18 protein-coding genes and 2 tRNA genes are annotated in these 23,554 nt (G+C 42.3%); 16 read left to right on the forward strand and 4 right to left on the reverse strand.

Annotated elements, in window-relative coordinates; all coding sequences use genetic code 11:
* The first annotated feature begins 28 nt into the window (after positions 1-28).
* From NQ503_RS03495 to NQ503_RS03520, 6 genes are all read left to right on the forward strand, one after another.
* Positions 29-1,432: an undecaprenyl-phosphate glucose phosphotransferase gene (locus NQ503_RS03495; protein WP_044924968.1), complete on the forward strand. Its 1,404-nt coding sequence runs from the start codon at positions 29-31 to the stop codon at positions 1,430-1,432.
* A 17-nt stretch (positions 1,433-1,449) separates the two neighbouring features.
* The gene (locus tag NQ503_RS03500; protein WP_259893329.1) at positions 1,450-2,904 is read left to right on the forward strand and encodes an LCP family protein; all 1,455 of its coding nucleotides are present in this window, start codon (positions 1,450-1,452) and stop codon (positions 2,902-2,904) included.
* 99 nt (positions 2,905-3,003) lie between these two features.
* On the forward strand, positions 3,004-3,927 hold the full coding sequence (locus NQ503_RS03505; protein WP_005422733.1) for a glycosyltransferase family 2 protein: 924 nt from the start codon (positions 3,004-3,006) through the stop codon (positions 3,925-3,927).
* Positions 3,928-4,058: 131 nt separating this feature from the next.
* Positions 4,059-5,534 (forward strand): S1C family serine protease, encoded by a 1,476-nt coding sequence (locus NQ503_RS03510; protein WP_022388252.1) that lies wholly within the window; start codon positions 4,059-4,061, stop codon positions 5,532-5,534.
* A gap of 138 nt (positions 5,535-5,672) precedes the next feature.
* Entirely contained in the window at positions 5,673-7,103 is a 1,431-nt protein-coding gene (gene clpX, locus NQ503_RS03515) for an ATP-dependent Clp protease ATP-binding subunit ClpX (RefSeq protein WP_005422736.1), read from the forward strand.
* Positions 7,104-7,155: 52 nt separating this feature from the next.
* Positions 7,156-7,758, forward strand: a complete 603-nt coding sequence (locus tag NQ503_RS03520) for a zinc ribbon domain-containing protein (RefSeq protein ID WP_005422740.1) — start codon at positions 7,156-7,158, stop codon at positions 7,756-7,758.
* A 139-nt stretch (positions 7,759-7,897) separates the two neighbouring features.
* Here the strand turns inward: NQ503_RS03520 and NQ503_RS03525 are convergent, their stop codons facing one another.
* Positions 7,898-8,236, reverse strand: coding sequence for an EamA family transporter (locus NQ503_RS03525; protein ID WP_005422742.1), 339 nt, complete (start codon positions 8,234-8,236; stop codon positions 7,898-7,900).
* Positions 8,229-8,579, reverse strand: a complete 351-nt coding sequence (locus NQ503_RS03530) for a hypothetical protein (RefSeq protein WP_005422744.1) — start codon at positions 8,577-8,579, stop codon at positions 8,229-8,231. The genes NQ503_RS03525 and NQ503_RS03530 overlap by 8 nt, the downstream gene beginning before the upstream one ends.
* A gap of 139 nt (positions 8,580-8,718) precedes the next feature.
* On the opposite strand from NQ503_RS03530, the gene NQ503_RS03535 reads away from it, so the two are divergent.
* Genes NQ503_RS03535 through NQ503_RS03555 form a run of 5 tightly spaced genes read left to right on the forward strand, consistent with a single transcriptional unit; the run spans position 8,719 to position 14,452 of the window.
* Entirely contained in the window at positions 8,719-9,651 is a 933-nt protein-coding gene (locus NQ503_RS03535) for a glycosyltransferase family 2 protein (protein WP_005422747.1), read from the forward strand.
* The gene (locus tag NQ503_RS03540) at positions 9,651-10,619 is read left to right on the forward strand and encodes a hypothetical protein (protein WP_005422749.1); all 969 of its coding nucleotides are present in this window, start codon (positions 9,651-9,653) and stop codon (positions 10,617-10,619) included. The genes NQ503_RS03535 and NQ503_RS03540 overlap by 1 nt, the downstream gene beginning before the upstream one ends.
* Positions 10,616-11,887 (forward strand): ATP-grasp domain-containing protein, encoded by a 1,272-nt coding sequence (locus NQ503_RS03545; RefSeq protein ID WP_055066501.1) that lies wholly within the window; start codon positions 10,616-10,618, stop codon positions 11,885-11,887. Before NQ503_RS03540 ends, NQ503_RS03545 begins: the two co-directional genes overlap by 4 nt.
* Before the next feature lie 19 nt (positions 11,888-11,906).
* Complete coding sequence (gene rffA / locus NQ503_RS03550; RefSeq protein ID WP_005422754.1) at positions 11,907-13,034, forward strand: dTDP-4-amino-4,6-dideoxygalactose transaminase; 1,128 nt, start codon at positions 11,907-11,909, stop codon at positions 13,032-13,034.
* A 14-nt stretch (positions 13,035-13,048) separates the two neighbouring features.
* Positions 13,049-14,452 carry an ArnT family glycosyltransferase gene (locus NQ503_RS03555; RefSeq protein WP_167531104.1) on the forward strand — a complete coding sequence of 468 codons (1,404 nt, stop codon included), beginning with the start codon at positions 13,049-13,051 and terminating at the stop codon, positions 14,450-14,452.
* Positions 14,453-15,081: 629 nt separating this feature from the next.
* Here the strand turns inward: NQ503_RS03555 and NQ503_RS03560 are convergent.
* Positions 15,082-15,165: transfer RNA gene (locus NQ503_RS03560), tRNA-Leu, on the reverse strand.
* Positions 15,166-15,357: 192 nt separating this feature from the next.
* Here NQ503_RS03560 and NQ503_RS03565 point away from each other — a divergent pair.
* The gene (locus tag NQ503_RS03565; protein ID WP_055055663.1) at positions 15,358-16,209 is read left to right on the forward strand and encodes a GH25 family lysozyme; all 852 of its coding nucleotides are present in this window, start codon (positions 15,358-15,360) and stop codon (positions 16,207-16,209) included.
* A 438-nt stretch (positions 16,210-16,647) separates the two neighbouring features.
* Here NQ503_RS03565 and NQ503_RS03570 read toward each other — a convergent pair.
* A tRNA-Leu gene (locus NQ503_RS03570) sits at positions 16,648-16,731 on the reverse strand.
* A gap of 233 nt (positions 16,732-16,964) precedes the next feature.
* Here NQ503_RS03570 and NQ503_RS03575 point away from each other — a divergent pair.
* The 4 genes from NQ503_RS03575 (at position 16,965) to NQ503_RS03590 (ending at position 23,530) form a co-directional block, all read left to right on the forward strand.
* Complete coding sequence (locus NQ503_RS03575) at positions 16,965-18,053, forward strand: carbamoyl phosphate synthase small subunit (protein WP_005422125.1); 1,089 nt, start codon at positions 16,965-16,967, stop codon at positions 18,051-18,053.
* Positions 18,040-21,255 carry a carbamoyl-phosphate synthase large subunit gene (carB, locus tag NQ503_RS03580; RefSeq protein WP_005422124.1) on the forward strand — a complete coding sequence of 1,072 codons (3,216 nt, stop codon included), beginning with the start codon at positions 18,040-18,042 and terminating at the stop codon, positions 21,253-21,255. Before NQ503_RS03575 ends, carB begins: the two co-directional genes overlap by 14 nt.
* 179 nt (positions 21,256-21,434) lie before the next feature.
* Positions 21,435-22,337 (forward strand): undecaprenyl-diphosphate phosphatase, encoded by a 903-nt coding sequence (locus NQ503_RS03585; protein ID WP_256147181.1) that lies wholly within the window; start codon positions 21,435-21,437, stop codon positions 22,335-22,337.
* A gap of 302 nt (positions 22,338-22,639) precedes the next feature.
* The gene (locus NQ503_RS03590; RefSeq protein ID WP_005422122.1) at positions 22,640-23,530 is read left to right on the forward strand and encodes a hypothetical protein; all 891 of its coding nucleotides are present in this window, start codon (positions 22,640-22,642) and stop codon (positions 23,528-23,530) included.
* The last annotated feature ends 24 nt before the right edge of the window (positions 23,531-23,554 follow it).

The raw sequence follows: 23,554 nt of genomic DNA on the forward strand, positions 1-23,554 counted from the left end.
ACAATGAAATGGATAGAGGTGGCAGAGATTGATTCAGGACAATCAGAAGAATTTCAGTCGTCTCCAGATGTTAATTGATGCCATTGTCATTGCTGTGACCTATGTACTTGCCTGGATGATCCGTTTTATCGGTCCGTTTGCATATTCAGCAGTCCGGGCACTTGCGTTTGAAGAGTACATGTTTGCATTGATATTTATCATACCGGGGTATCTGCTTCTGTATCAGGCATTTACTTTATATGAGCCTTTGCATATGCAGGGGCGCAGACTGGTTCTGGCAAATATCATCAAGGCAAATGTACTCGGACTTCTGCTGATCGTATTCAGTCTGTATATGATGGGAGAGTCTGATTTCTCCCGACTGACGGTTTACATTTTCTGTGTGATCAACATCTTTGCAGAATGGGGAGTAAGGCTCTTTATTTTCTCCATGCTGAGAAAAATGAGAAAGCGCGGACTGAATCAGAAGCAGATGATACTGGTAGGTTACAGCCGGGCAGCGGAAGAATATATTGACAGAATTCAGCAGAATCCACAGTGGGGTTATGTTGTCAGAGGAATCCTTGATGATAATGTTCCGGCAGGAACTGTTTATAATGGAATCAAGGTTATCGGACGAATTGCAAATCTTTCTGTGATACTTCCTGCAAACAGGCTGGATGAGATTGCAATTACACTGGGACTGAGTGAATATTACCGACTGGAGGAAATTGTCGGAATGTGTGAGAAATCCGGTGTTCATACCAAATTTATACCGGATTATAATAAGATCATTCCTACGAAACCATATACGGAAGATATACTGGGACTTCCGGTGATCAACATCCGTTATGTTCCATTGAGTAATACATTTAATGCAATGGTCAAACGCTTGATGGATGTTGTTGGGGCGATCATGGCGATCATTGTTTCTTCACCGGTCATGCTGCTGATGTGCATACTCATCAAATTGACATCACCGGGACCACTTATATACCGACAGGAGCGTGTCGGACTTCATAATAAGAATTTCTGGATGTACAAATTCCGTTCTATGGAAATTCAGCCGGAGGCCGAAGAAAAGAAGGCCTGGACAGTTAAGAATGATCCGAGGGTAACCGGAATCGGTAAATTTATGAGAAGGACCAGCATTGATGAACTGCCTCAGCTGTTTAATATTCTGAAGGGTGATATGAGTCTGGTGGGACCGAGACCGGAGAGACCGTTTTTTGTTGAGAAATTCCGTGAGGAAATTCCAAGATATATGGTGAAACATCAGGTGCGTCCGGGACTTACTGGCTGGGCACAGGTAAATGGTTACCGGGGAGATACCTCTATTCGTAAACGTATTGACTGTGATCTCTACTATATAGAGAACTGGTCGATCGGATTTGATATAAAGATATTGTTCCTGACGATTTTCAAAGGGTTCATTAATAAAAATGCATATTAAAGATAAGGGGAGAGAAGATGGCAAGACCTAAGTCAAAAACAAAAAAGATACTATTTGCTGTTGAAATTATTGTTCTTCTGCTGTTTATCGGTGGTCTGTATGTATATGGACAGCTGAATTCAAAACTGGACAAGATCAATCAGCCAGTTCTGGATGACAGTAAGATCAAAGTAAACCAGGAAGTACAGGATTCTATTGATTCACAGGAATCAACTCTGACAGGTTATACAACATATGCTCTGTTTGGTATTGACCACCGTGATAAAAATACTGCACTCGGCGGTGAGAACAGTGATACAATTATTATTGCAAGCGTAAATAATGACACAAAAGATGTGAAGCTGGTTTCTGTATATCGAGATACCCTTCTCAATCTTGGTAACGATACTTATTCCAAGGCGAACGCAGCGTATGCTTACGGTGAAGCCGAACAGGCGATCACAATGCTGAATACAAACCTCGACCTGAACATCAGCGAATATGCAACCGTAAACTTCAATGCGCTGACAACGATCATCGATGACCTTGGTGGACTGGATATGGATATGTCTTATGCCGAGATTGTTCATATGAATAACTACTGTGTAGAGACATCCGAAGAAACAGGTAAGGATTATACACCGATCGAACTTCCGGACAGACCGGATGATATCGAGGCAGTTCAGTATCATTATCATCTGAATGGTGTACAGGCAACTTCTTACTGTCGTATCCGTTATACAGCAAGCCTTGATATGGGACGTACAGAGAGACAGAGACGTGTGATCCAGATGATCGTCAGCAAGGCAAAATCTGCTGGTCTTGGCAAGATCTTCAAGATCATGGACGATGTATTCCCGATGGTTACAACTTCTATGACAAAAGACGAAATCCTGCAGCTTCTGCCTACTCTGATCGGTTACAGTGTAGACGATACGACAGGATTCCCGACATCTTATAAGTTCTCTAATGTTAAGGGAAGTATTATTGTACCGACAACTCTGGAGACAAATGTTATCGAACTGCACAAGTTTCTTTATGGAGATGAAGCATACACACCATCTGCGACTGTAAAAGCAAACAGTGAAAAGATTCTTGAAATCGTCGGTGGTGAGAGCAGTCTGGACGATAAACAGGCAACTGTTGAAGAAAATACAACAAATGACACTGTTATTTTTGAAAAGAATGGAAGTGGCTGGTCTGATACAAGCTCTGATTACGGTTCTGACAGCGATAGCTCCGGTGGTGGAGACTATAGTGGTGATGAGACTGATAACAGCGGTGGTTCTTCTTCTGGTGGCGGAGATTACAGTAATGATGGTTCCGACAACAGTGGTGGTGACAGTTCCGGTGGCGAAGACTATGAAGGACCAACGACTCCGGAACCGGATTACGGCGGAGACGAAAGCGGTGGCGGAGACATCGTTGACGAAGGCAGTGGAGATGACAGTGGAGCGGCTGCAGAGGCGACAGGCACTCCTGATGCTGCTTAAATTCATAAAGATAAGACGATAGTTAAGAAGGGAATTTCTCATTGAAGAAATTCCCTTCTTCTGTTACCATACATTTATAAAGAAATATAGGGAGAAATTATGGAAAATATAAAAGTGGATGTGATCATTCCGGCGTATCATCCGGGAAAAGAATTTTCCACGTTGATCGAACGTCTTACAAAACAGACATTTCCGATACACCGGATCATTGTAATGAATACAGAAGAAACATACTGGAATAAAGAACTGGAAGAAAAGCTTTCAATCCTGGAAGTGCATCATCTGAAAAAACAGGAATTTGATCATGGTGCAACACGTGCATGGGCAGCTGAACTTTCAGATGCGGATGTTATGGTATTTATGACGCAGGATGCATTACCCGCAGATAAAAGTCTGATTGAAAATCTGGTAAAAGCACTGACAGAAGATGAAAAGACTGGTGCAGCGTATGCCAGACAGCTTCCGAATGAAAACTGCAGTTTTGTCGAGAAATACACAAGATCTTTTAATTATCCGGACAGATCAGCTGTAAAAACAAAAGACGATCTGCCGGTTTACGGAATCAAAACATTTTTCTGCTCTAACGTATGTGCTGCTTACAAAAGGGATATCTATCAGAAACTTGGTGGCTTTGTAAGAAAGGCAATTTTTAATGAGGATATGATCTATGCCGGCAGGCTGATCCAGGAGGGCTATGCAGTTGCATATGCCGCAGATGCAAAAGTGATTCATTCACATAACTATTCCTGCATGCAGCAGTTCCACAGAAATTTTGATTTGGGTGTATCACAGGCAGAACATCCGGAAATTTTTGCAGGAGTGCCGTCAGAGGGAGAAGGAATAAAACTTGTAAAGAAAACAATAAACTACCTGATCCAAAAAAGAAAAATATGGCTGATTCCGGGAGTAATACTTCAGTCGGGCTGTAAATATGCCGGCTATCTGAGTGGTAAAAACTATCGTAAACTTCCTCGAAAAATGATTTTATGGTGTACAATGAACCGCGAATACTGGAAGGTGTAAAAAATACAGACGGCTGTCAATGAAACAGCTATAAGCACACGGTTTTTTAAAGGAGTTGTCACATTTTGAACACAATTGATTGTTACACTGTTTTCATAGGATAAAAAAGATAAAAAGAAAGGAGCACAGGCATGGATGATGAAAAAAAATGGAATCTGAATGCTCCGCAGAATGATACAGAAAACAATCGACAGAATGAGCCACCAAGATATGAACATTATTGTATGCATCAGAATACAGAATCAGATACAGTGAAGGAATTACCTGAAAAGAAAAAAAACAAAAAACGTGGCGGAAAAAAACTTGCAGAAACGATTTCGCTGGCAGTTGTATTCGGGCTGGTAGCAGGTGTTGTATTTCAGGGAGTGAATTTTGCGTCCGAGAAATATCTGGGATCAGACGGGAAGGACAGTCAGATAGAGACAGCACAGCTTGCAGGAGATTCTTCGGCAGATGGAAGTGATTCGAATGAAAGTGAAGGAGCTGCTTCAAGTGAAACTGCCGCTTCGGAAACAGCAGCTGCTGTGTCACAGACGGGTTCTGTTGCAGAAGTTGCAGATACAGCAATGCCAACGGTAGTCGCAATTACATCTGTAAGTGTACAGGAAATCCCAAATTATTTCCGGGCATTTGGATTTGGTTATGGCACACAGCAATATTCCAGTGAGGGAAGCGGTTCTGGAATCATTGTCGGAGAAAATGACGATGAGCTTTTGATCGCAACAAATAATCATGTGGTATCCGGTGCGACAACACTCAGTGTATGCTTTGTCGGAAATGATGTAGTCAACGCAGAAGAGGAAACGGTGGATATGTCCGGCAGCGATGGTGATGTCAATGTGGAAGATGCAGTCAGTGCCAAGATAAAAGGTACGGATGAATCAAATGACCTGGCTGTGGTTGCAGTTCAGAAATCAGATATACCGGAAGACACACTCTCGCAGATCAAAATAGCGCAGCTTGGCAATTCCGATGACCTTCAGGTGGGGGAACAGGTTGTGGCAATTGGAAATGCACTTGGATATGGACAATCAGTTACCTCCGGATGGATCAGTGCATTGAACAGAAACATTTCGACAGATGATGGTACCAGTTCAAGCCTGATTCAGACAGATGCGGCGATTAATCCAGGTAACAGTGGTGGAGCACTGCTGAATATGCAGGGAGAAGTGATCGGCATCAACTCTGCAAAGTATGCGGACAGTGCGGTAGAGGGAATGGGATACGCAATTCCAATATCCAAGGCACAGCCGATTCTTGAGGAACTGATGAACCGTCAGACAAGAGATAAAGTTGAATCAGAGAATGCAGCTTATCTTGGGGTCGTTACGGCTGATCTTTCCACAGAGGCAATACAGATGTATGATATGCCGGAGGGAGCTTTTGTTATCCGTGTGGAGAAAAATTCCGCTGCAGGGAAAGCAGGTATCCAGAAAGGTGATATTATCGTAAGTTTTGATGGACAGACAGTCAGCGGCAAAGATGATCTGGAGAGTAAGCTTGCGTATTATGCATCCGGTGAGACGGTGGATGTTGTTGTATCAAGAGCAGATAACGGAGAGTATGTTCAGAAGACAATTTCAGTCACGCTCGGAAGCAAAAATTAATTTATAAAAACTTTAGTTTACAGTTTTACTGGTTATGTTATAATGAACGCATAGATTCGAAGATGCAGAATGCACTTTTGATCTGTGCGTTCTTTATATGAGACAGATAACAACTATGCAGAAGGAGTTTACAGATATATGGCAGATAAATACGAGGATGAGATTTTAGAGGGAGAGGTCAGCGATGACGATGATCAGGAAGAAAACAAGAAAGAACCTGAGAAGTACTGTACGCTCTGTCATCGGGCAGAGAGTCAGGTTGGTAAGATGATCGATCTTCCTAATAATATACATATATGTCCGGACTGTATGCAGAGAAGCTTTGACAGTATGAATCAGCAGATGCAGACAGGAAATTTTAATTATGGTGATCTGCTCAATATGCCAAATGTCAGCATGATCGATCTAAGCAGTTTCCAGAATCAGATGGGACAGCAGAAGAAACCCAAAAAGAAAAAAGCAGAAAAGAAAGAACCAGTCCTGGATCTCAAGAAGATTCCGGCACCGCATAAGATTAAGGCTACCCTGGATGAATATGTGATCGGTCAGGAATATGCCAAGAAGGTAATGTCCGTTGCCGTTTACAATCATTATAAACGTGTAGCAACAGATACCATGGATGAGATCGCAATTGAAAAATCCAATATGCTGATGATCGGACCTACTGGATGCGGAAAGACCTATCTGGTCAAAACACTGGCCAAACTGCTTGATGTTCCGCTGGCGATTGCCGATGCGACTTCTCTTACAGAAGCAGGATATATTGGTGATGATATTGAAAGTGTTGTTTCCAAATTGCTTGCAGCGGCTGATAATGATGTGGAGAAGGCTGAGCATGGAATCATCTTTATTGATGAGATTGACAAGATCGCAAAGAAGAAAAATACCAATCAGCGAGATGTCAGCGGAGAAGCTGTACAGCAGGGTATGCTGAAACTTCTGGAAGGAGCAGATGTGGAAGTGCCGATCGGAGCCAACAGCAAGAATGCAATGGTTCCATTGACAACGGTAAATACAAGAAATATTCTGTTTATCTGTGGAGGCGCTTTCCCGGATCTGGAAAATATCATTAAAGAACGTCTGAATAAGCAGGCGTCTATTGGATTTTATGCAGATCTGAAAGACAAGTATGATGACGATCCACATATTCTGGAGAAGGTGACGGTGGAAGATCTTCGAAGTTTTGGTATGATTCCGGAGTTTATCGGACGTCTGCCGATCATATTTACCATGAATGGGCTTACAGAGGATATGATGGTACAGATCTTAAGCGAGCCACGCAATGCGATCCTGAAACAATATCAGAAGCTTCTGGCACTGGACGAGGTAAAACTGGAATTTGAAGAGGGAGCACTGCATGCTATTGCAGCCAAAGCAATGGAAAAACACACAGGAGCCAGAGCTCTTCGGGCAATTCTGGAAGAATATATGCTGGATATTATGTATGAGATTCCGAAAGATGATAATATCGGTCAGGTTACGATCACAAGAGAATATATAGAAGGCAATGGTGGCCCGAAGATTCTTCTCAGAGGACAGGAAGTTCCGCTGCTGGAAGGAAATCACTAAATACAGAGTATATATAACATGGCTTTTTATAAAGAAAGAGAGGTAACTTATCATGGCAAAAGATTTTTTTGGAAGTCTTGGAGAAACACTTACAAAAACTGCGAAGGAACTGAGCGGACGTGCAGAGGAGGTTTATGAGACCCAGAGACTTAAAAACAAAATCTCCGGTGAAGAACGACAGATAGAAAAAGCAATGGCCGACCTCGGAAGAATCATTTACAAACGTTATAAAAAGGAAATTCCGGTAGATGATGCACAGAAAGCACTTTGCGAACAGATTGACCAGCGCATGGAACAGATCGAGAAATATAAAACAGATATATCTGAACTGAAGGTAAAAAATAAACGTTTTTGTCCATCCTGCGGAAGTCCGCTTGCAAAAGATGATGCGTTCTGTTCACAGTGTGGCGCAGCATGCCCGACTGTTGAACCGGAAGAAGATGCCGGAGATGATGTGATCGAGGGAACAGCAGAAGAAGTTGCTGAAGAGACTGCAACAGAGGAAACAGACGAAACTGTTGAGGAAGCAAATGCAGATACTGCTGAAGATGCGGTAACAACAGAAGAAACAGTAGAGGAAGCTGCTGAGGCAGAGGAAGCAGCACAGACAGATGCAGAAGAGCAAACGGAAGCAGAGGGCGGAAAAGAAGAATAATGTCAGTGAAATAAATGATCTGAACAAATAAAAAAGAACAGGCTGAAATGCAACATCATACAGATGCAGCGTTTCAGTCTGTTCCTTTTATTTGTGAAAAACTCTGTCTGGATTGTGGATAACTGATGGCGTCTGGCTTTTACAATGTGTATACAAGGATGCCGGCAATGATGATCAGATTACCGATCAGTTTCCCCTTTGTGATCTTTTCGTTCAGGATGAAACGAGAAAGCAATAATACGAATACATAAGCGGCAGTATCGATCACAGGCCCATAGCGCATGTCTACTTTGGTATAACACCAGGTGTTCAGAAGAAGAATACCGAAGAACATCACATAGGCGAGGATGACACGCCAGTTGAGATATTCTCTTAAAGGATTGTCATATTTTATATTTGCACTTTGCTTCAGAAGAATCTGGGAGATTGCGGAAAAGAAAGTTCCTCCCAGCATGATCAGGATAAAAGTTCTATTCATATCTCTGCACCGTCCATACTCCGAATAATACGATCAGGATTCCGATGATGTTCTGTACGGAAAGCTGTTCATGAAAAATTGCGACTGCCCAGATCTGTGACCACAGAAGATAGACACTTTTGTTGGCATAGGCGGTGGACAGTGAGAATTTTTTGATGACCTGTTGCCAGGCGATCGCGTAGATTCCGCAATTGGCGATCATCAGGAACAGGAATACATATAGAAGCGGGGCATGCAGTCCGTTTTTATTGTACTGGATCGAGGCAAGTTTTGAAAAAACACTTGTCAGAGAAAACAGCAGAATATTCAGATGGAGCTGCAGATAGTTTCTGAAATTTTTCATAATTCCTCCACAATATTATTTTTTGACCAATATTTATTAATTTTACACCATATACTAATTGTTTACAATGGATTATGAAAATGATATGATAAAAAAGAATGCATAAATTTATTGCGTATTTAGAAAGAAAGGGAAACCTATGAGTTTGTATTCCGTTGTTGTTCCTGTATACAATTCCGAACACACCTTACAGGAACTTTATACACGCCTGGAAAAAGTATTCCGGGAAGTAATAAAAGAAGAGTTTGAACTGATTCTTGTGGATGACGGTTCCAAAGACCGTTCCTTTGAAGTCATGCAGGAACTTCGTGCAAAGGACAATAGAGTTCGCATCATACAGATGGCAAGAAATTTTGGACAGCATCCGGCGCTTCTGTGTGGATTTGCACATGTGAAAGGTGATTTTGTTGTAACCATGGATGATGACCTGCAGCATCAGCCGGAAGAACTTCCGAAGATGATAAATGTTATGAGAGAACGCGATGATGTTGATGCGATCATTGCGAGCTATGAAGGCAGACAGCATGGATTTATCCGCAAACTCGGAACGAAATTTTCTGTGTGGGCAACTTCTAAGATGCTCGGCAAAGACCCGGATCTTCAGATCACCAGTTACCGTCTGATCCGTCGCTTCCTTGTAGATGCAATGGTGAAGACAAATACATACCTGCCTCAGATCGGAAACCTTCTGGTGCTGACATCCAACAGAATCATCAACGTACCAGTACAGCATGCGGCAAGGGTTTATGGAAAGAGCGGCTATTCTTTCAAACGTCTTGTGAAGGATCTGATCTATGATATCACCGCACATACAGCATTTCCGCTTCTTATGGTGAGAAATATCGGAATTGCCAGTTTTCTGGTGAGCATGGTCATGGCAGTGTATTTTCTTGTGCGTTACTTTGCGTTTGGTGTGTCGGTTGAAGGCTGGACATCCCTGATGATGGTGATGCTGGCATTTTTTGGACTGATTCTTTTGTCGATTGGGATCATGGGAATCTATCTGATGAATATTCTGAACGAAGCAAAGAAAATGCCACATTATGTTGTGCGCCGGGAGGACACGGACTGATGAAAAAAGAAATCGGAGGCTATTTTGAGCTGGAAGATTTTGGAGGTAAAGAGTATTATCCGAATCTTTATAAAGTAAATCTGGGAAGAACAGCACTTCGGTGGCTTCTGGAAGGCCGCGGTTATACAAAAATATATCTGCCGGTATTCTTATGCGAGTCGGTAACGGAAGCCTGCGAGCAACGTGGAATCCGGATCAGCCGTTATCAGTTGGATGCGGAGTTAAATGTTTTGCTTCCCCGGAAAAAACTGGGAGAAAGTGAATGTCTGTATCTGGTCAATTATTACGGTCAACTGACAGATGAGAAGATCCTGGCATATCAGAAGATTTTTGGAAATATCATTGTGGATCATACGCATGCTTTCTTTCAGAAACCGCTGAAAGGTGTGGATACCCTGTATTCCTGCAGAAAATTCTGGGGAGTCAGTGATGGAGCATATCTTTCCACAGATGCAGTGCTTCCGATGGATAAGCCAGTGGATCATTCCAATAAAAGAATGGGACATATCCTTGGGCGGTACGAAGAAAATGCAGGCGTCTACTATCAGGAGATGCTTCAGAATGCAGCTCGGTATGAAGGCATGGAGATTCGACGTATGTCCAGGCTGACAGAGAATCTGCTGGGAGCAATCGATTATGAGACGGGAAGACGTAAGAGAGAGGAAAATTATCGTATACTTTCCGAGGCACTTCCGTCAGAATTTATTTTTACCCGGGTGACACCGGAGGGGCCATTTGTTTATCCGTATTATCATAAAGAAGGCCTTAAGTTAAGACGCTGGCTTGCAGAACATAAGATTTTTGTACCGACCTACTGGAAAAACATTCTCGAAGAATGTACAGAGAGCAGTCTGGAATATCAGTGGGCGGCAGATGTACTGCCTCTGCCATGTGACCAGCGTTATGGAAAAGAAGAAATGCAATATATGGCAGAACGGATCAAAGAATGGGAGGCAGCCGGAGAATGAAGCACAGATTACTGATACTTGGTACACTGGGCGAATTTGTACAGCTTGTAAAAAAATCAAAAGAACGGGGACATTATACGATCGTCTGTGATGGTTACCCAGATGGACCGGCAAGACAGTATGCAGATGCATCTTACGTGATTCCTGTTACGGATATTGATGCAGTGGCAGAGCTTTGCCAGAAAGAAAAGGTTGATGGAATCATAACCTCTTTTTCGGATCTGCTCATGGAATGCATGGTCAAAATTGCAGAGAAAGCGGGATTGCCCTGCTATCTGAAACCGGAACAGCTTTGCTGGTACAGAGACAAATCAGCCTGTCGGGAACTGCTTTCGAAGCTGGGGCTTCCGACGCCTGGATTTGTGAAAGTACCGGCAGCAGAACAGAATGAATATAAACTTGCCGAAATAACAGCAGGGCTTAAATATCCATTGATCAGTAAACCGCTGGATAAATATGGTTCAAGAGGAATTTTCATCATTAAAGATCAGGAGCAGCTTGCAGGAAGTGTTCGTAAAACCGCAGAGTTTACAGATCTGGATGAAATTCTGATTGAAGAATATAATGATGGATTTGAATTTAATATGATGACCTGGGTTTCTGATGGAGCGGTGAGAGTCATCAGTATTGCAGACAGAGAGAAAACACAGTTTGCGGAAGGAGAGCTTCCGGAGAGCACACGAAATGTGTATCCGAGCTGCCTGATCGATAAGGTGGAAGAACCGGCGGTTTCCCTGCTGCAGTCGTATATTGAGTATACCGGACAGAAGGAAGGACCGCTTTCCATGCAGTTTTTCTGGAAAGCAGGAGAGGGAATCCAGGTCTGTGAGATTGCTGCACGTTTCTTTGGCTATGAGCATGAGCTGACTGATATGGTATATTGCTTTAACATGGAAGAACTTTTGTTGAATTATGTTTACGATAACGAGTATGTTACAAAGATGTTGGAAGCGCAGGATATCCGTAAACCATTGATGCATGGAGCTGTTTTGTATTTTCATGGGAGACTGAAACAGATTCAGGAACAACAGGCTGCATATGAACTCGCGGAAGATAAAGCGGTTGTGAAACCGTGGATTTTCTATGAGGCAGGAGAAGAAGTTGTGGCGTACGGTCCGAACCCGTATCTTGCACTGTATTATATAGAGGCAGGCAGCCGAGAAGAACTTGATGAGATATCAAGAGATTTTTTTGAGAAAATGAGTATGACGGATCCGGATGGAGAAGAAATTGTTTTTCAGAATAAGATACCCAAGTATTCTTTATAAAGAAAAGTAGAGGAGTCAGATGATTTATTTTAACAGACCGGCACTTGTCGGTAATGAATTAAAGTATATTCAGGATGCAGTAGCTCAGGGCATGCTCTGTGGTGATGGAAAATATACGAAGCTTTGTTCAGCATGGATGAAAGAACGTTTCCAGGTAAATCAGGTTTTCCTGACAACATCCTGTACGCATGCATTGGAGATGGCGGCATTCCTGAGTGATATCCAGCCAGGGGATGAGGTCATCATGCCATCGTATACATTTGTTTCCACTGCGGATGCTTTTGTACTTCGAGGTGCAAAGATCGTATTCGTTGATATCCGTCCGGATACGATGAATATAGATGAAAATCTTATCGAAGATGCGATCACAGAGAAGACCAGAGCAATCGTTCCGGTCCATTATGCCGGTGTTGGCTGTGAGATGAATAAAATTATGGAGATTGCACGCAGACATAACCTGAAAGTTGTTGAGGATGCAGCACAGGGAGTGGATGCTTATTATCATGGAAAGGCACTTGGTACGATTGGTGACTTTGGCTGTTACAGTTTCCATGAGACAAAAAATTTCACTATGGGTGAAGGTGGTGCTCTGGTATTCCAGAAGAATGAATATCAGGAAAAAGCTGAGATCCTGCGTGAAAAGGGAACGGACAGAAGTAAATTTTTCCGAGGACAGATTGATAAATATCGATGGATTGATTATGGATCATCCTATCTTCCGAGCGAGATGAATGCGGCATATCTGTATGCACAGCTGGAAGAGTGTGATAAGATCAACAGGAAACGTCATCAGGTTTATGATGGATATCATGAGAGACTGGAAGATCTGGAAAAACAGGGAAAGATTCAGAGACCGGTCGTTCCGGAGGGATGTGTACACAATGCACATATGTATTACATTAAGGTGAAAGATATTGCTGTACGTACAAGACTGATTGCTTATCTCCGTGAAAATGGAATTGCACCGGCTTTTCATTATGTTCCATTGCATAGTTCTCCGGCAGGTGAGAAGTTTGGAAGGTTTCATGGAAAAGATGTTTATACAACGAAAGAAAGCGAACGCCTTTTGAGGCTTCCGATGTTCTATGATCTTTCAATGGATGATGTGGATTATATTGCGGAAAAGATCAGAGAGTTTGAGTTTTAATGGAGGAAGGTAAGTTGAAACGTAAGAAAATAAGTGCAGAGACAACTGTGGAAATCCTTTTTTTCCTGTTTCTGCTGGTGTTTTATCTGATGTGGGCACGTGTACAGCCTATGGGTGCCGGGCCGGATGAGCAGATGCGCTATCAGATTGCGGATTATATTTATAAGCATGGTTCACTTCCGGTAGGGGATGACCCGTCGGTACGAAATGTTGTATGGGGAATTTCTTATGCATTTTCTCCGATTCTGTCTTATATGATCGCAGCTGTTTTTATGAAAGCAGTAAGCTTTGTGACGACAGCACCGTTTGCGTTGCTTCTCGCAGCCAGATTTGTAAACATTCTGTTTGGACTTGGAACAGTTTGGCTGGTACTTGATATGGGAAAACGGTTGTTTGACCGTAGAAAAGCATGGATAGCTGCGGCTTTTGTAGGACTGCTGCCAGGTTCTTTGTTTGTATTCACTTATGTTAACTGTGATGCACTGGCGGTATTCTCAACGGCAGTGATCGTGTATGCATGGGTGCGGTATCTGGATGAGGGATGGATATACAAAAACTGTGTGATCCTGGCGTTGGGTGTGGCAGCATGTGCATTGTCCTATTACAATGCGTATGGATTTATTCTCTGCAGCATCTTTTTCTTTGGGATAACTCTGTTTATGGAGGCGAAAAAGAAAGGAAAGTATACGGATTTTGTGAAAAAGGGACTTCTTGTCTGTGTGATCGTTCTGCTGTTGGCTGCATGGTGGTTCATTCGAAATGCAATTCTCTATGACGGAGATTTTATTGGTATGAATGCATCAACGATCTGTGCGGAAAAATATGCGAAAAAGAATTACAAGCCATCCAATAGACGTACACCGCAGATGGCTGGATATTCTTTACTGGATATGTTGAATTACGGTTTCCCGCAGGAAGACGGATTTTCCTGGGTAGAGCTTGTCAGTGGAAGCTTTGTCGGTCGTTTTGGAAATATGGATGTGTTTATGCCGAAATGGCTGATCAACAATTATCTGGACTTTATTAAAGCGGGATTTCTTCTGATATTCCTGCATCCGGTGAAGACTTTTGCAATCCGTGTGAAAAAACAGTGGAGTGTAAAGGGGATTTTCAACTGGTGCATGCTGGTTGCGATGATCATTCCGAATATATTGAATGCATATTATTCTTATGCATCGGATTATCAGCCACAGGGACGTTACAGTCTGCCAATGATCGTGCCGCTTACGTATTTCATGGTAATGGGATATGGAAATCTTTTTGATGTACAGATCAAAAAAGAGGGAATTCGAAGGAAAGTTTATGCGGCGATTTGTGTGGCGCTGATCGTGCTGGCAATCTTTGTGTTCTTTGCAGTGATCTGGCCAGAGTATAAAGATGTGCCATTTAGTATAAGGGCATTTATATATGGAAAATAAAGGATTCCCGGTGAGAAGGGAATGAGAGAAACTCCAGGTAGGATTTTTGTGAATGTTCCTCTATACCTGGCTCAGTTTATAACTTCTGAGATATCAGGATATACAGAACTTTGCTAAATATGATGCAGAAAATGCTGAACTCGCTGTCGCTCAGACAGCAGCATTTTCTGCATCAACGCAAAAACCTGTATGATCCGATATCTGCACGAAGTTCTAAAGGCGAGCCTTGTATAGAGTAACATCACAGAATCCCGCTGGAGTTTTTTTCTTGTGCCTTCTCACCGGACTTTATCTTAGATAGTGTGGCTAACGAGACACATCCGTCAGCGCGAAGCGCGATCCGTGTCCACAAAATTAAAACGAAAATGTAATTCTGGATATAAAAACTCCTGATCAGAAAATCTCTGCAGGAATTTATAGAAGCACTCAGGTTATTTTCAGGCTGTGTTATGGATTCAAAAGTGCATTGTTTGAGCGTTAGCGAGTTTTGCACTTTTAATCCATGATTTTAGCAGACTGATAATAGCCATAGTGCTTCTGAATTCCGAAGCTGTTTTCAGATCAGGAGTTTTATATATAGAATACGAACTTCGTTTTAATAGAACACCTGTTTTGGGCAAAAAAAATAATGCAGGAGATGGGACTTGAACCCACACGATCTTGCGACCACAGGCACCTGAAGCCTGCGCGTCTGCCAATTCCGCCACTCCTGCATTTCATATATCAGATGTCTCTACCGACAACTGCCTAATTACTATACCTCATGTAGGACGGAATGTCAACAGATAAATCCCAAATATTTGAAAAATTCTGGTTCATCCAATTAATTTATCTCAGATTAACTCTGCTGAGAAAAGGAATTATTTATTTCAAACTGCTTATTATAAAACAGGGAGGGATGCAGAATGGAATATAGAGGAATTGATGTTTCTGCCTGGCAGGGAGAAATTGATTGGAAAAAAGTGGCAGATGTGGGAACAGAGTTTGCAATCATTCGTATAACAGAGGCAGGAAATAATGTAGATGCTTACTTTGAACGTAATTACAATGGCTGTGTGGATTATGGCATTCCCGCAGGTGTGTATAAGTTTTCGTATGCACTGTCTGTTGCTGCAGTAAGACAGGAAGCTGAAAGAGTTGTGGATATTTTACGGGAACGACAATTACGTTATCCAGTTTTTCTTGACCTGGAATACAGCAATCAACGCCGCTTAGGGCAAAAAATGATTGAGCGTCTGGCTGAGGAGTTTCGAAGGATTGTTGTAGATGCCGGATATCGCTTTGGGATTTATTGCAACCTGGACTGGTATAACAATGTGATCAGTGAAGAACTAAAAAAATATGATTTCTGGATTGCCCGTTATCCGTCGGATGATAATGGAACATTGATGGAGCGTTACCGTCCCGATGCAGGAATTGGCTGGCAGTATACCAGTAAAGGAAGAGTTCCGGGCATAACTGGTAATGTGGACAGAGATGTATTTTATAAAGACTATTCAGCAGAAGAACCATCGGATAAAGAAAAACTGAACAAAATTCCGAAGTTTGTGGGGAAAGTTACCGCTACAGTTTTAAATGTCCGGACTGGTGCCGGTACAGAGTATCCTAATTTAAGAGAATATCCGATTTTGGAACAGGGAAATCTTATTGATGTATGTGATACACGAAAAGCTGCAGACGGCACAACCTGGTATTATATTCGTATTGCTGGAAGATATTTTGGCTTCGTTGCCGCCAGATACATTGAGCGGCAATAATATAGATGAAGGATTTCCCGGTGATGGGAAATCCTTAAACTCCAGAGCTTGATTATAAAACTTCTTTGCTGAAATTTTTTCTTTCCCTTCTCACCGGACTTTATTTTAGATAGCGGGGCCAACGAGCCACACCCATCAGCGCGAAGCGCGATCCGTGCCCACAGATTAAAAAGAAGAAAGATTCTGAATATAAAGACATCGGATACAGAAACATCTGCAGGAGTCTGTAGAAATACTTAGATGTATCCTGGCTGTGTTATGGATTCAAAAGTGCATTGTCTGAGCGATAGCGAGTTATGCACTTTTAATCCATGATTTTAACAGACGGGGTATATCTTTAGTATTTCCAGACTCAGAAGCCGTTTCAGTATCCGATGCCTTTGATATCAGAATCAGTTACTCTTTTTAATGCAACCCATTTTAAGGCAAAAAAAATAATGCAGGAGATGGGACTTGAACCCACACGATCTTGCGACCACAGGCACCTGAAGCCTGCGCGTCTGCCAATTCCGCCACTCCTGCATTTCACTATAAATCAGTCAGTCTCGCTGACTGCCTAATTATCATACCTCATAGAAAAAGAAATGTCAACATAGAATTTGAAATTTTTTAAATTATATTTTCAACTTAGACAATTTGCCAAAACAAAGTTTTTTAGAACAACTTAATTATTTTTAGCACTTTAACCTGTTGAAAAAAGGAAACGCTTATGATACAATCTTGAAGATTTAGATAAAAACAGAAAGGGAGATTATATGAAAGCATTTCTGATATTAGAAGATGGCCATGTGTTCAAAGGAACCAGTATTGGTTCAACAAGAGAAGTCATTAGTGAGATCGTTTTTAACACATCCATGACCGGATATCTCGAAGTAATGACTGACCCATCGTATGCAGGACAGGCTGTCTGCATGACTTATCCTTTGATTGGAAATTACGGAATCTGTTATGAGGACCAGGAATCCAGGAAACCTTGGATCGATGGTTTTATTGTTCGTGAATTATCCCGTATCCCAAGTAACTTCAGAAGCGTGGATACGATTCAGCATTTTCTTGAAAAGCATGATATACCTGGTATTGCCGGTATTGATACTCGTGCTCTCACAAAAATTCTTCGTGAAAAAGGTACCATGAATGGTATGATCACAGTCAACGAAAATTATGATTTAGATGAAATAATCCCCCGTTTAAAAGCATATACAACTGGAAAAGTAGTTGAAAAAGTTACATGCAGTGAGAAGGAAGTACTGAAAGGAAACGGACCGAAGGTTGCTCTTATGGATTTTGGTGCAAAACGCAATATTGCACGTTCTCTGAATGAAAGAGGCTGTCAGGTAACGATTTATCCGGCACTTACATCTGCTGAAGAAATCCTTGCAGACCATCCGGATGGAATCATGCTCAGCAACGGACCTGGAGACCCGAAGGAATGCACTACTATTATAGAAGAAATCCGCAAACTTTATGCGTCAGATGTACCAATTTTTGCAATCTGCCTCGGACATCAGCTGATGGCACTTGCTACAGGCGGTGATACACATAAAATGAAATACGGACACAGAGGAGGCAATCATCCGGTTAAGGATCTTGCAACAGGACGTGTTTATATTTCATCTCAGAACCATGGATACGTGGTTGATGCGGAAGCCCTTGAGAAAAAAGGTATTGCAAAACCTGCATTTGTCAATGTAAACGATGGTACAAACGAAGGAATGGCTTATGAAGGCAAAAACATCTTCACGGTACAGTTCCATCCGGAAGCCTGCCCTGGACCGCAGGACTCCAGCTACCTGTTTGACAGATTTATGGAAATGATGGGAGGAACAGATCATGCCGAGAAATAAAGATATACATAAAGTTCTTGTAATTGGATCCGGTCCGATTATCATCGGCCAGGCAGCAGAGTTTGACTACGCTGGTACACAGGCATGCCGTTCTCTGAAAGAAGAAGGCATGGAAGTTGTTCTTCTGAACTCCAACCCTGCTACGATCATGACAGACAAAGATATTGCAGATAAAGTTTATATTGAGCCTCTTACTGTAGAGGTTGTAGAGCAGCTGATCCTTAAAGAAAAACCGGACAGCGTACTGCCGACACTGGGTGGCCAGGCAGGTCTGAACCTTGCAATGGAACTGGAAGAAAAAGGTTTTCTCAAAGAACATAATGTGCGCCTGATCGGTACCACAGCAGAGACGATCAAGAAGGCTGAAGACCGTCAGGAATTCAAAGACACCATGGAAAAAATCGGTGAGCCGGTTGCTGCTTCTAAAGTCGTAACAACAGTAGAAGATGGTGTGGCTTTTACCAAAAAGATAGGATATCCGGTCGTTCTCCGTCCGGCTTACACACTTGGTGGAAGTGGCGGTGGTATCGCTAATAACGAATACGAACTGAGAGAAATCCTCGAGAATGGTCTCAGACTTTCCCGTGTAGGAGAAGTTCTTGTAGAACGTTGTATCGCGGGATGGAAAGAAATCGAATACGAAGTAATGCGTGACAGTGTAGGAAACTGTATTACTGTCTGCAACATGGAAAACATTGACCCGGTTGGTGTACATACAGGTGACTCTATCGTAGTTGCTCCATCTCAGACACTGGGTGACAAAGAATATCAGATGCTTCGTACATCAGCACTGAATATCATCACAGAACTTGGTATCACAGGTGGATGTAACGTACAGTATGCACTGCATCCGGAAAGCTTCGAATACTGTGTTATCGAAGTAAATCCTCGTGTAAGCCGTTCTTCTGCACTGGCAAGTAAAGCTACCGGTTATCCGATTGCCAAAGTTGCAGCGAAGATTGCGCTTGGATATACACTGGATGAAATCCCGAATGCCATTACAGGAAAAACATATGCAAGTTTCGAGCCAATGCTTGACTATTGTGTAGTTAAAATTCCGAGACTTCCATTTGATAAATTCATCACTGCCAAGAGAACACTGACTACTCAGATGAAAGCTACCGGTGAGGTTATGAGTATCTGCCATAATTTCGAAGGTGCACTTATGAAAGCTATCCGTTCTCTGGAGCAGCATGTAGACAGCCTGATGTCCTATGACTTCACAGGCCTGGATGAGGATGAACTGATTGAAGAACTGGCAGTTGTAGATGACCGTCGTATCTGGAAGATTGCGGAGGCAATCCGAAGAGATATTTCCAAAGAATATATCCACAGAATCACTAAGATCGACAGATGGTTTATTGACAAAATTGCAATTCTGGTAGAGATGGAACAGGCTCTGAAGACACAGCCGCTTACAGAAGAACTTCTTCTTGAAGCAAAACGCATGGAATTCCCGGATTATGTGATCGCAAATCTTTGCGGAAGAACAGAAGCAGATATCAAAGCTCTCCGTCAGGGGTATAAGATCACAGCAGCTTACAAGATGGTAGACACCTGTGCAGCTGAGTTTGCTGCCGCAACACCATATTACTATTCTGTGTATGGCGGCCCGGATACAGAAAATGAAGCAGTTGCTGCCCATGATAAGAAAAAAGTTCTTGTTCTTGGTTCTGGACCGATCCGTATCGGACAGGGTATCGAATTTGACTTCTGTTCTGTACATTGTACATGGGCATTCAAAAAAGAAGGCTATGAGACAATTATTGTAAACAATAACCCGGAAACTGTCAGCACAGACTTTGATATTGCAGATAAGCTGTATTTCGAGCCATTGACACCGGAAGATGTGGAGAACATCGTAAATATTGAAAAACCGGACGGAGCAGTTGTGCAGTTCGGTGGACAGACTGCCATCAAGCTTACAGAAGCACTGATGAAGATGGGAGTCAAGATCCTTGGAACATCTGCAGAAGATGTGGATGCTGCAGAGGACCGTGAGCTCTTTGATGAGATCCTTGAAAAATGTGAGATCCCGAGACCGAAGGGACAGACTGTATTCACAGCAGAGGAAGCTAAAAAGGCTGCCAACGAGTTAGGATATCCGGTACTTGTTCGTCCTTCCTATGTTCTTGGTGGACAGGGCATGCGTATTGCAGTCAGTGACGAGGATGTAGAGGAATATATCGGAATCATCAATCAGATTGCACAGGAACATCCGATTCTGGTTGACAAATACCTGATGGGTAAAGAAATCGAAGTCGATGCAGTTTGTGATGGAGAGGATATCCTGATTCCTGGTATCATGGAGCATATTGAACGTGCTGGTATCCATTCCGGAGACAGTATTTCCGTATATCCGGCACAGACGATCAGCCAGAGAGCAAAAGATACAATTGCTGAGTATACACGTCGTCTTGCAAAAGCACTTCATGTAGTTGGTATGATCAATATTCAGTTTATTGTATGTGGCGAAGAAGTATATGTTATCGAAGTAAATCCGCGTTCCAGCCGTACAGTACCATACATCAGTAAGGTAACCGGAATCCCGATCGTACCGTTAGCAACGAAAGTGATCCTTGGATACAAGCTCAAAGATATGGGATATACGCCAGGGCTTCAGCCGGAAGCAAAACATATCGCGATCAAGATGCCGGTATTCTCCTTCGAGAAGATCCGTGGCGCTGATATCAGCCTTGGACCAGAGATGAAGTCCACAGGTGAATGTCTTGGTATTGCAGAGAACTTCAACGAAGCTCTGTACAAAGCATTTATCGGAGCCGGAATCAAACTTCCGAAGTATAAGAACATGATCATCACTGTCAAAGATGAAGATCAGCAGGAAGTTGTTCCGATCGCAAGGCGTTTTGAGGCACTTGGATACCGTATCTATGCAACAAGAGGCACAGCAAGAGTCCTCAAAGAAAATGGAATCAAGGCAATCCGTACTAACAAACTGGAACAGCCGGCGCCGAACCTTATGGACCTTATTCTGGGACATAAGATCGATGTTGTTATTGATACACCTCCACAGGGTGTGGAACATCAGAAAGACGGTTTCGTGATTCGTCGAAATGCGATTGAGACAGGCGTTAATGTCCTTACCAGTCTGGACACCGCAGAGGCACTTGTAACCAGTCTTGAGAATACAGACCTTCACAATCTGACACTGATCGATATTGCAACGATCGCAAGCAGATAATCGAATAAAAATGATTTACTGACCGGAGAAGCCGCAGAAGTTTCTCCGGTCTTGTATGTTGCAGAAAAGAAAAGTTAACCAAAACTTAAACTTTGAATTAAAATGTATGGAAAGGTTTACGAACCACCGAAACTGTAATATACTGATACATGAAAAATAAAACAGAGAGGAAAAGAAACATGAGTGTTTTGGAGTTTATAAAAGTTGTGATCCTCGGCATCGTAGAGGGTATTACTGAGTGGCTTCCAATCAGCAGTACTGGTCATATGATCCTTGTAGATGAGTTTATCAAGATGGATATGACCACAGAATTTAAGGATTTTTTTCTGGTAGTCATTCAGCTGGGGGCAATCCTTGCGGTTGTTGTCCTGTATTGGAGTAAGCTGTGGCCATTTTACATACGACAGATACCCAAGAAGAAAAAAGCACAGATTGCACGTAAGAATCCGTTTTCTCGCATTGTGCTGACTTTTGTGGAGAAGTTCTGTGATAAAGATAAATGGATTTTGTGGTTTAAGATTATAGTGGCATGCATCCCGACTATCGTGATCGCGCTTCCATTCAATGATTTTATCGAAGAGAAATTTAACAACTATGTGGTTGTTGCAATTGCACTTATCGTTTATGGTGTGATTTTTATCATTGTAGAAAATTACAATAAACGAAGAAAACCAATCTGTACATCTCTTGAAGATCTGAGTTTTGCCACGGCATTCAAGATTGGTATTTTTCAGGTATTATCTGTTATTCCGGGAACATCCCGTTCCGGTTCCACGATTATTGGAGGTATCCTTGTTGGTACTTCAAGAACGGTTGCAGCAGAATTTACCTTTTTTCTGGCAATTCCGGTTATGTTCGGAGCGAGTCTGCTGAAACTGGTAAAATTCGGCTTCACATTCACTCCAGCAGAGGTTCTTACACTGGTCACCGGTGTTGTGGTTGCATTTTTTGTTTCTATTATCGCCATCAAATTCCTGATGGGATATATTAAGAAACATGATTTCAAGGCTTTTGGCTGGTATCGTATCGTACTTGGTGTTCTTGTGATGGGCTATTTTGTAGGAAAAAATTTCCTTGGATAATTGAATATAGAAATGAATCAAATTCTGACCAGGCTGCTGTAAAATATTGTTATGGCAGCCTGATTTAGTTGCTGTTCACTCCCTTCACAGCACTTGGCCAAAATGCATTTTAAATCACCTACGGTGATGGCATTTTGACCTGTATGTCTCGGGATTTTGTCATATATATGACAAAACACCTCGCGGAATATTGACTTATGAACACTGATTTGACTTTTAAGAGCATACATGGGATAATAAGAAGACTATGGAAAATAAAAAACGAAATAGAACGGTCTTCAGACCGGAGAGGATGGTAAATAATGAAAGCAAAACATATAATGCTCGTACTTGGCATGACAATGATACTTACCTTTACAGGATGTGGTTCTTCAAAACCGGTTGTTGAAGTGACACCGACTCCGGCAGCAACACCGACACCGACAGAAGTTCCGGTAACAGTAACACCGGTACCGACATCCACACCGGCTCCGAAAGTGATTGGAGTTAAGACTTCTCAGGCGAAATATATTTATATGACCAACGGTCTGCAGGATGATCTGAGAGAAATCTATCTGATGACATCCGGCGGAGATGACTGGGGCAAGAACCTGATTCCGGCAGAAGCTTCTGTAAAAGCATCTGAACAGGTACAGATGTTCTATACTCCGGATGACACAGCTGTTTCTTCAGACAGTACAGATGAATCAACAGATACAACAACTACAACTGTATATGATATGAAGATCGTTACTGCAAAAGGAGATGTTTACCAGATTTACAGCATTGATCTCAGTGATATGGAAAAAGCATCTCTTGCTTATGATGAAGAAAGCTCCACAGCATATCTTACATACACAAGTCTTGCAGACAAGTCTGAAAAAGATACAAAGGGCAACTCACAGCAGACAGCATCCTCTGATGAATCCGATGACAGTGATACAGAAACTTACAGTAGTGATGACAGCAGTGATGACAGTAGCGATGACAGTAGTTATGACAGTGGCTCTTCGGACAGTAGTAGCTATGACAACAGCAGTGATGACAGCAGTGACGACAGCAGTGATGACAGTAGTTCTTCGGATAACGGTAGTTATGATGATGGCAGCAGCTATGATGACAGTGACGACTATGATGACGGAAGCGATGATTATGTTGATGAGGGAAATGATTCAGATTCCTATGACAGTGGCAGTGATGACTGGAACTACTAAAATATTTTGAGGTTCTATAAAAAA

This window comes from Blautia obeum ATCC 29174 (assembly GCF_025147765.1).
GTDB classification, from domain to species: Bacteria; Bacillota; Clostridia; order Lachnospirales; family Lachnospiraceae; genus Blautia_A; species Blautia_A obeum.

What these genes read in the sequence shown, in the direction of transcription:
- NQ503_RS03500 (WP_259893329.1), top strand. Translation starts at nt 1,450, where the DNA reads ATGGCAAGACCTAAGTCAAAAACAAAAAAGATACTATTTGCTGTTGAA.
- NQ503_RS03505 (WP_005422733.1), top strand. Translation starts at nt 3,004, where the DNA reads ATGGAAAATATAAAAGTGGATGTGATCATTCCGGCGTATCATCCGGGA.
- NQ503_RS03510 (WP_022388252.1), top strand. Translation starts at nt 4,059, where the DNA reads ATGGATGATGAAAAAAAATGGAATCTGAATGCTCCGCAGAATGATACA.
- clpX (WP_005422736.1), top strand. Translation starts at nt 5,673, where the DNA reads ATGGCAGATAAATACGAGGATGAGATTTTAGAGGGAGAGGTCAGCGAT.
- NQ503_RS03520 (WP_005422740.1), top strand. Translation starts at nt 7,156, where the DNA reads ATGGCAAAAGATTTTTTTGGAAGTCTTGGAGAAACACTTACAAAAACT.
- NQ503_RS03525 (WP_005422742.1), bottom strand. Translation starts at nt 8,236, where the DNA reads ATGAATAGAACTTTTATCCTGATCATGCTGGGAGGAACTTTCTTTTCC.
- NQ503_RS03530 (WP_005422744.1), bottom strand. Translation starts at nt 8,579, where the DNA reads ATGAAAAATTTCAGAAACTATCTGCAGCTCCATCTGAATATTCTGCTG.
- NQ503_RS03535 (WP_005422747.1), top strand. Translation starts at nt 8,719, where the DNA reads ATGAGTTTGTATTCCGTTGTTGTTCCTGTATACAATTCCGAACACACC.
- NQ503_RS03540 (WP_005422749.1), top strand. Translation starts at nt 9,651, where the DNA reads ATGAAAAAAGAAATCGGAGGCTATTTTGAGCTGGAAGATTTTGGAGGT.
- NQ503_RS03545 (WP_055066501.1), top strand. Translation starts at nt 10,616, where the DNA reads ATGAAGCACAGATTACTGATACTTGGTACACTGGGCGAATTTGTACAG.
- rffA (WP_005422754.1), top strand. Translation starts at nt 11,907, where the DNA reads ATGATTTATTTTAACAGACCGGCACTTGTCGGTAATGAATTAAAGTAT.
- NQ503_RS03565 (WP_055055663.1), top strand. Translation starts at nt 15,358, where the DNA reads ATGGAATATAGAGGAATTGATGTTTCTGCCTGGCAGGGAGAAATTGAT.
- NQ503_RS03575 (WP_005422125.1), top strand. Translation starts at nt 16,965, where the DNA reads ATGAAAGCATTTCTGATATTAGAAGATGGCCATGTGTTCAAAGGAACC.
- carB (WP_005422124.1), top strand. Translation starts at nt 18,040, where the DNA reads ATGCCGAGAAATAAAGATATACATAAAGTTCTTGTAATTGGATCCGGT.
- NQ503_RS03585 (WP_256147181.1), top strand. Translation starts at nt 21,435, where the DNA reads ATGAGTGTTTTGGAGTTTATAAAAGTTGTGATCCTCGGCATCGTAGAG.
- NQ503_RS03590 (WP_005422122.1), top strand. Translation starts at nt 22,640, where the DNA reads ATGAAAGCAAAACATATAATGCTCGTACTTGGCATGACAATGATACTT.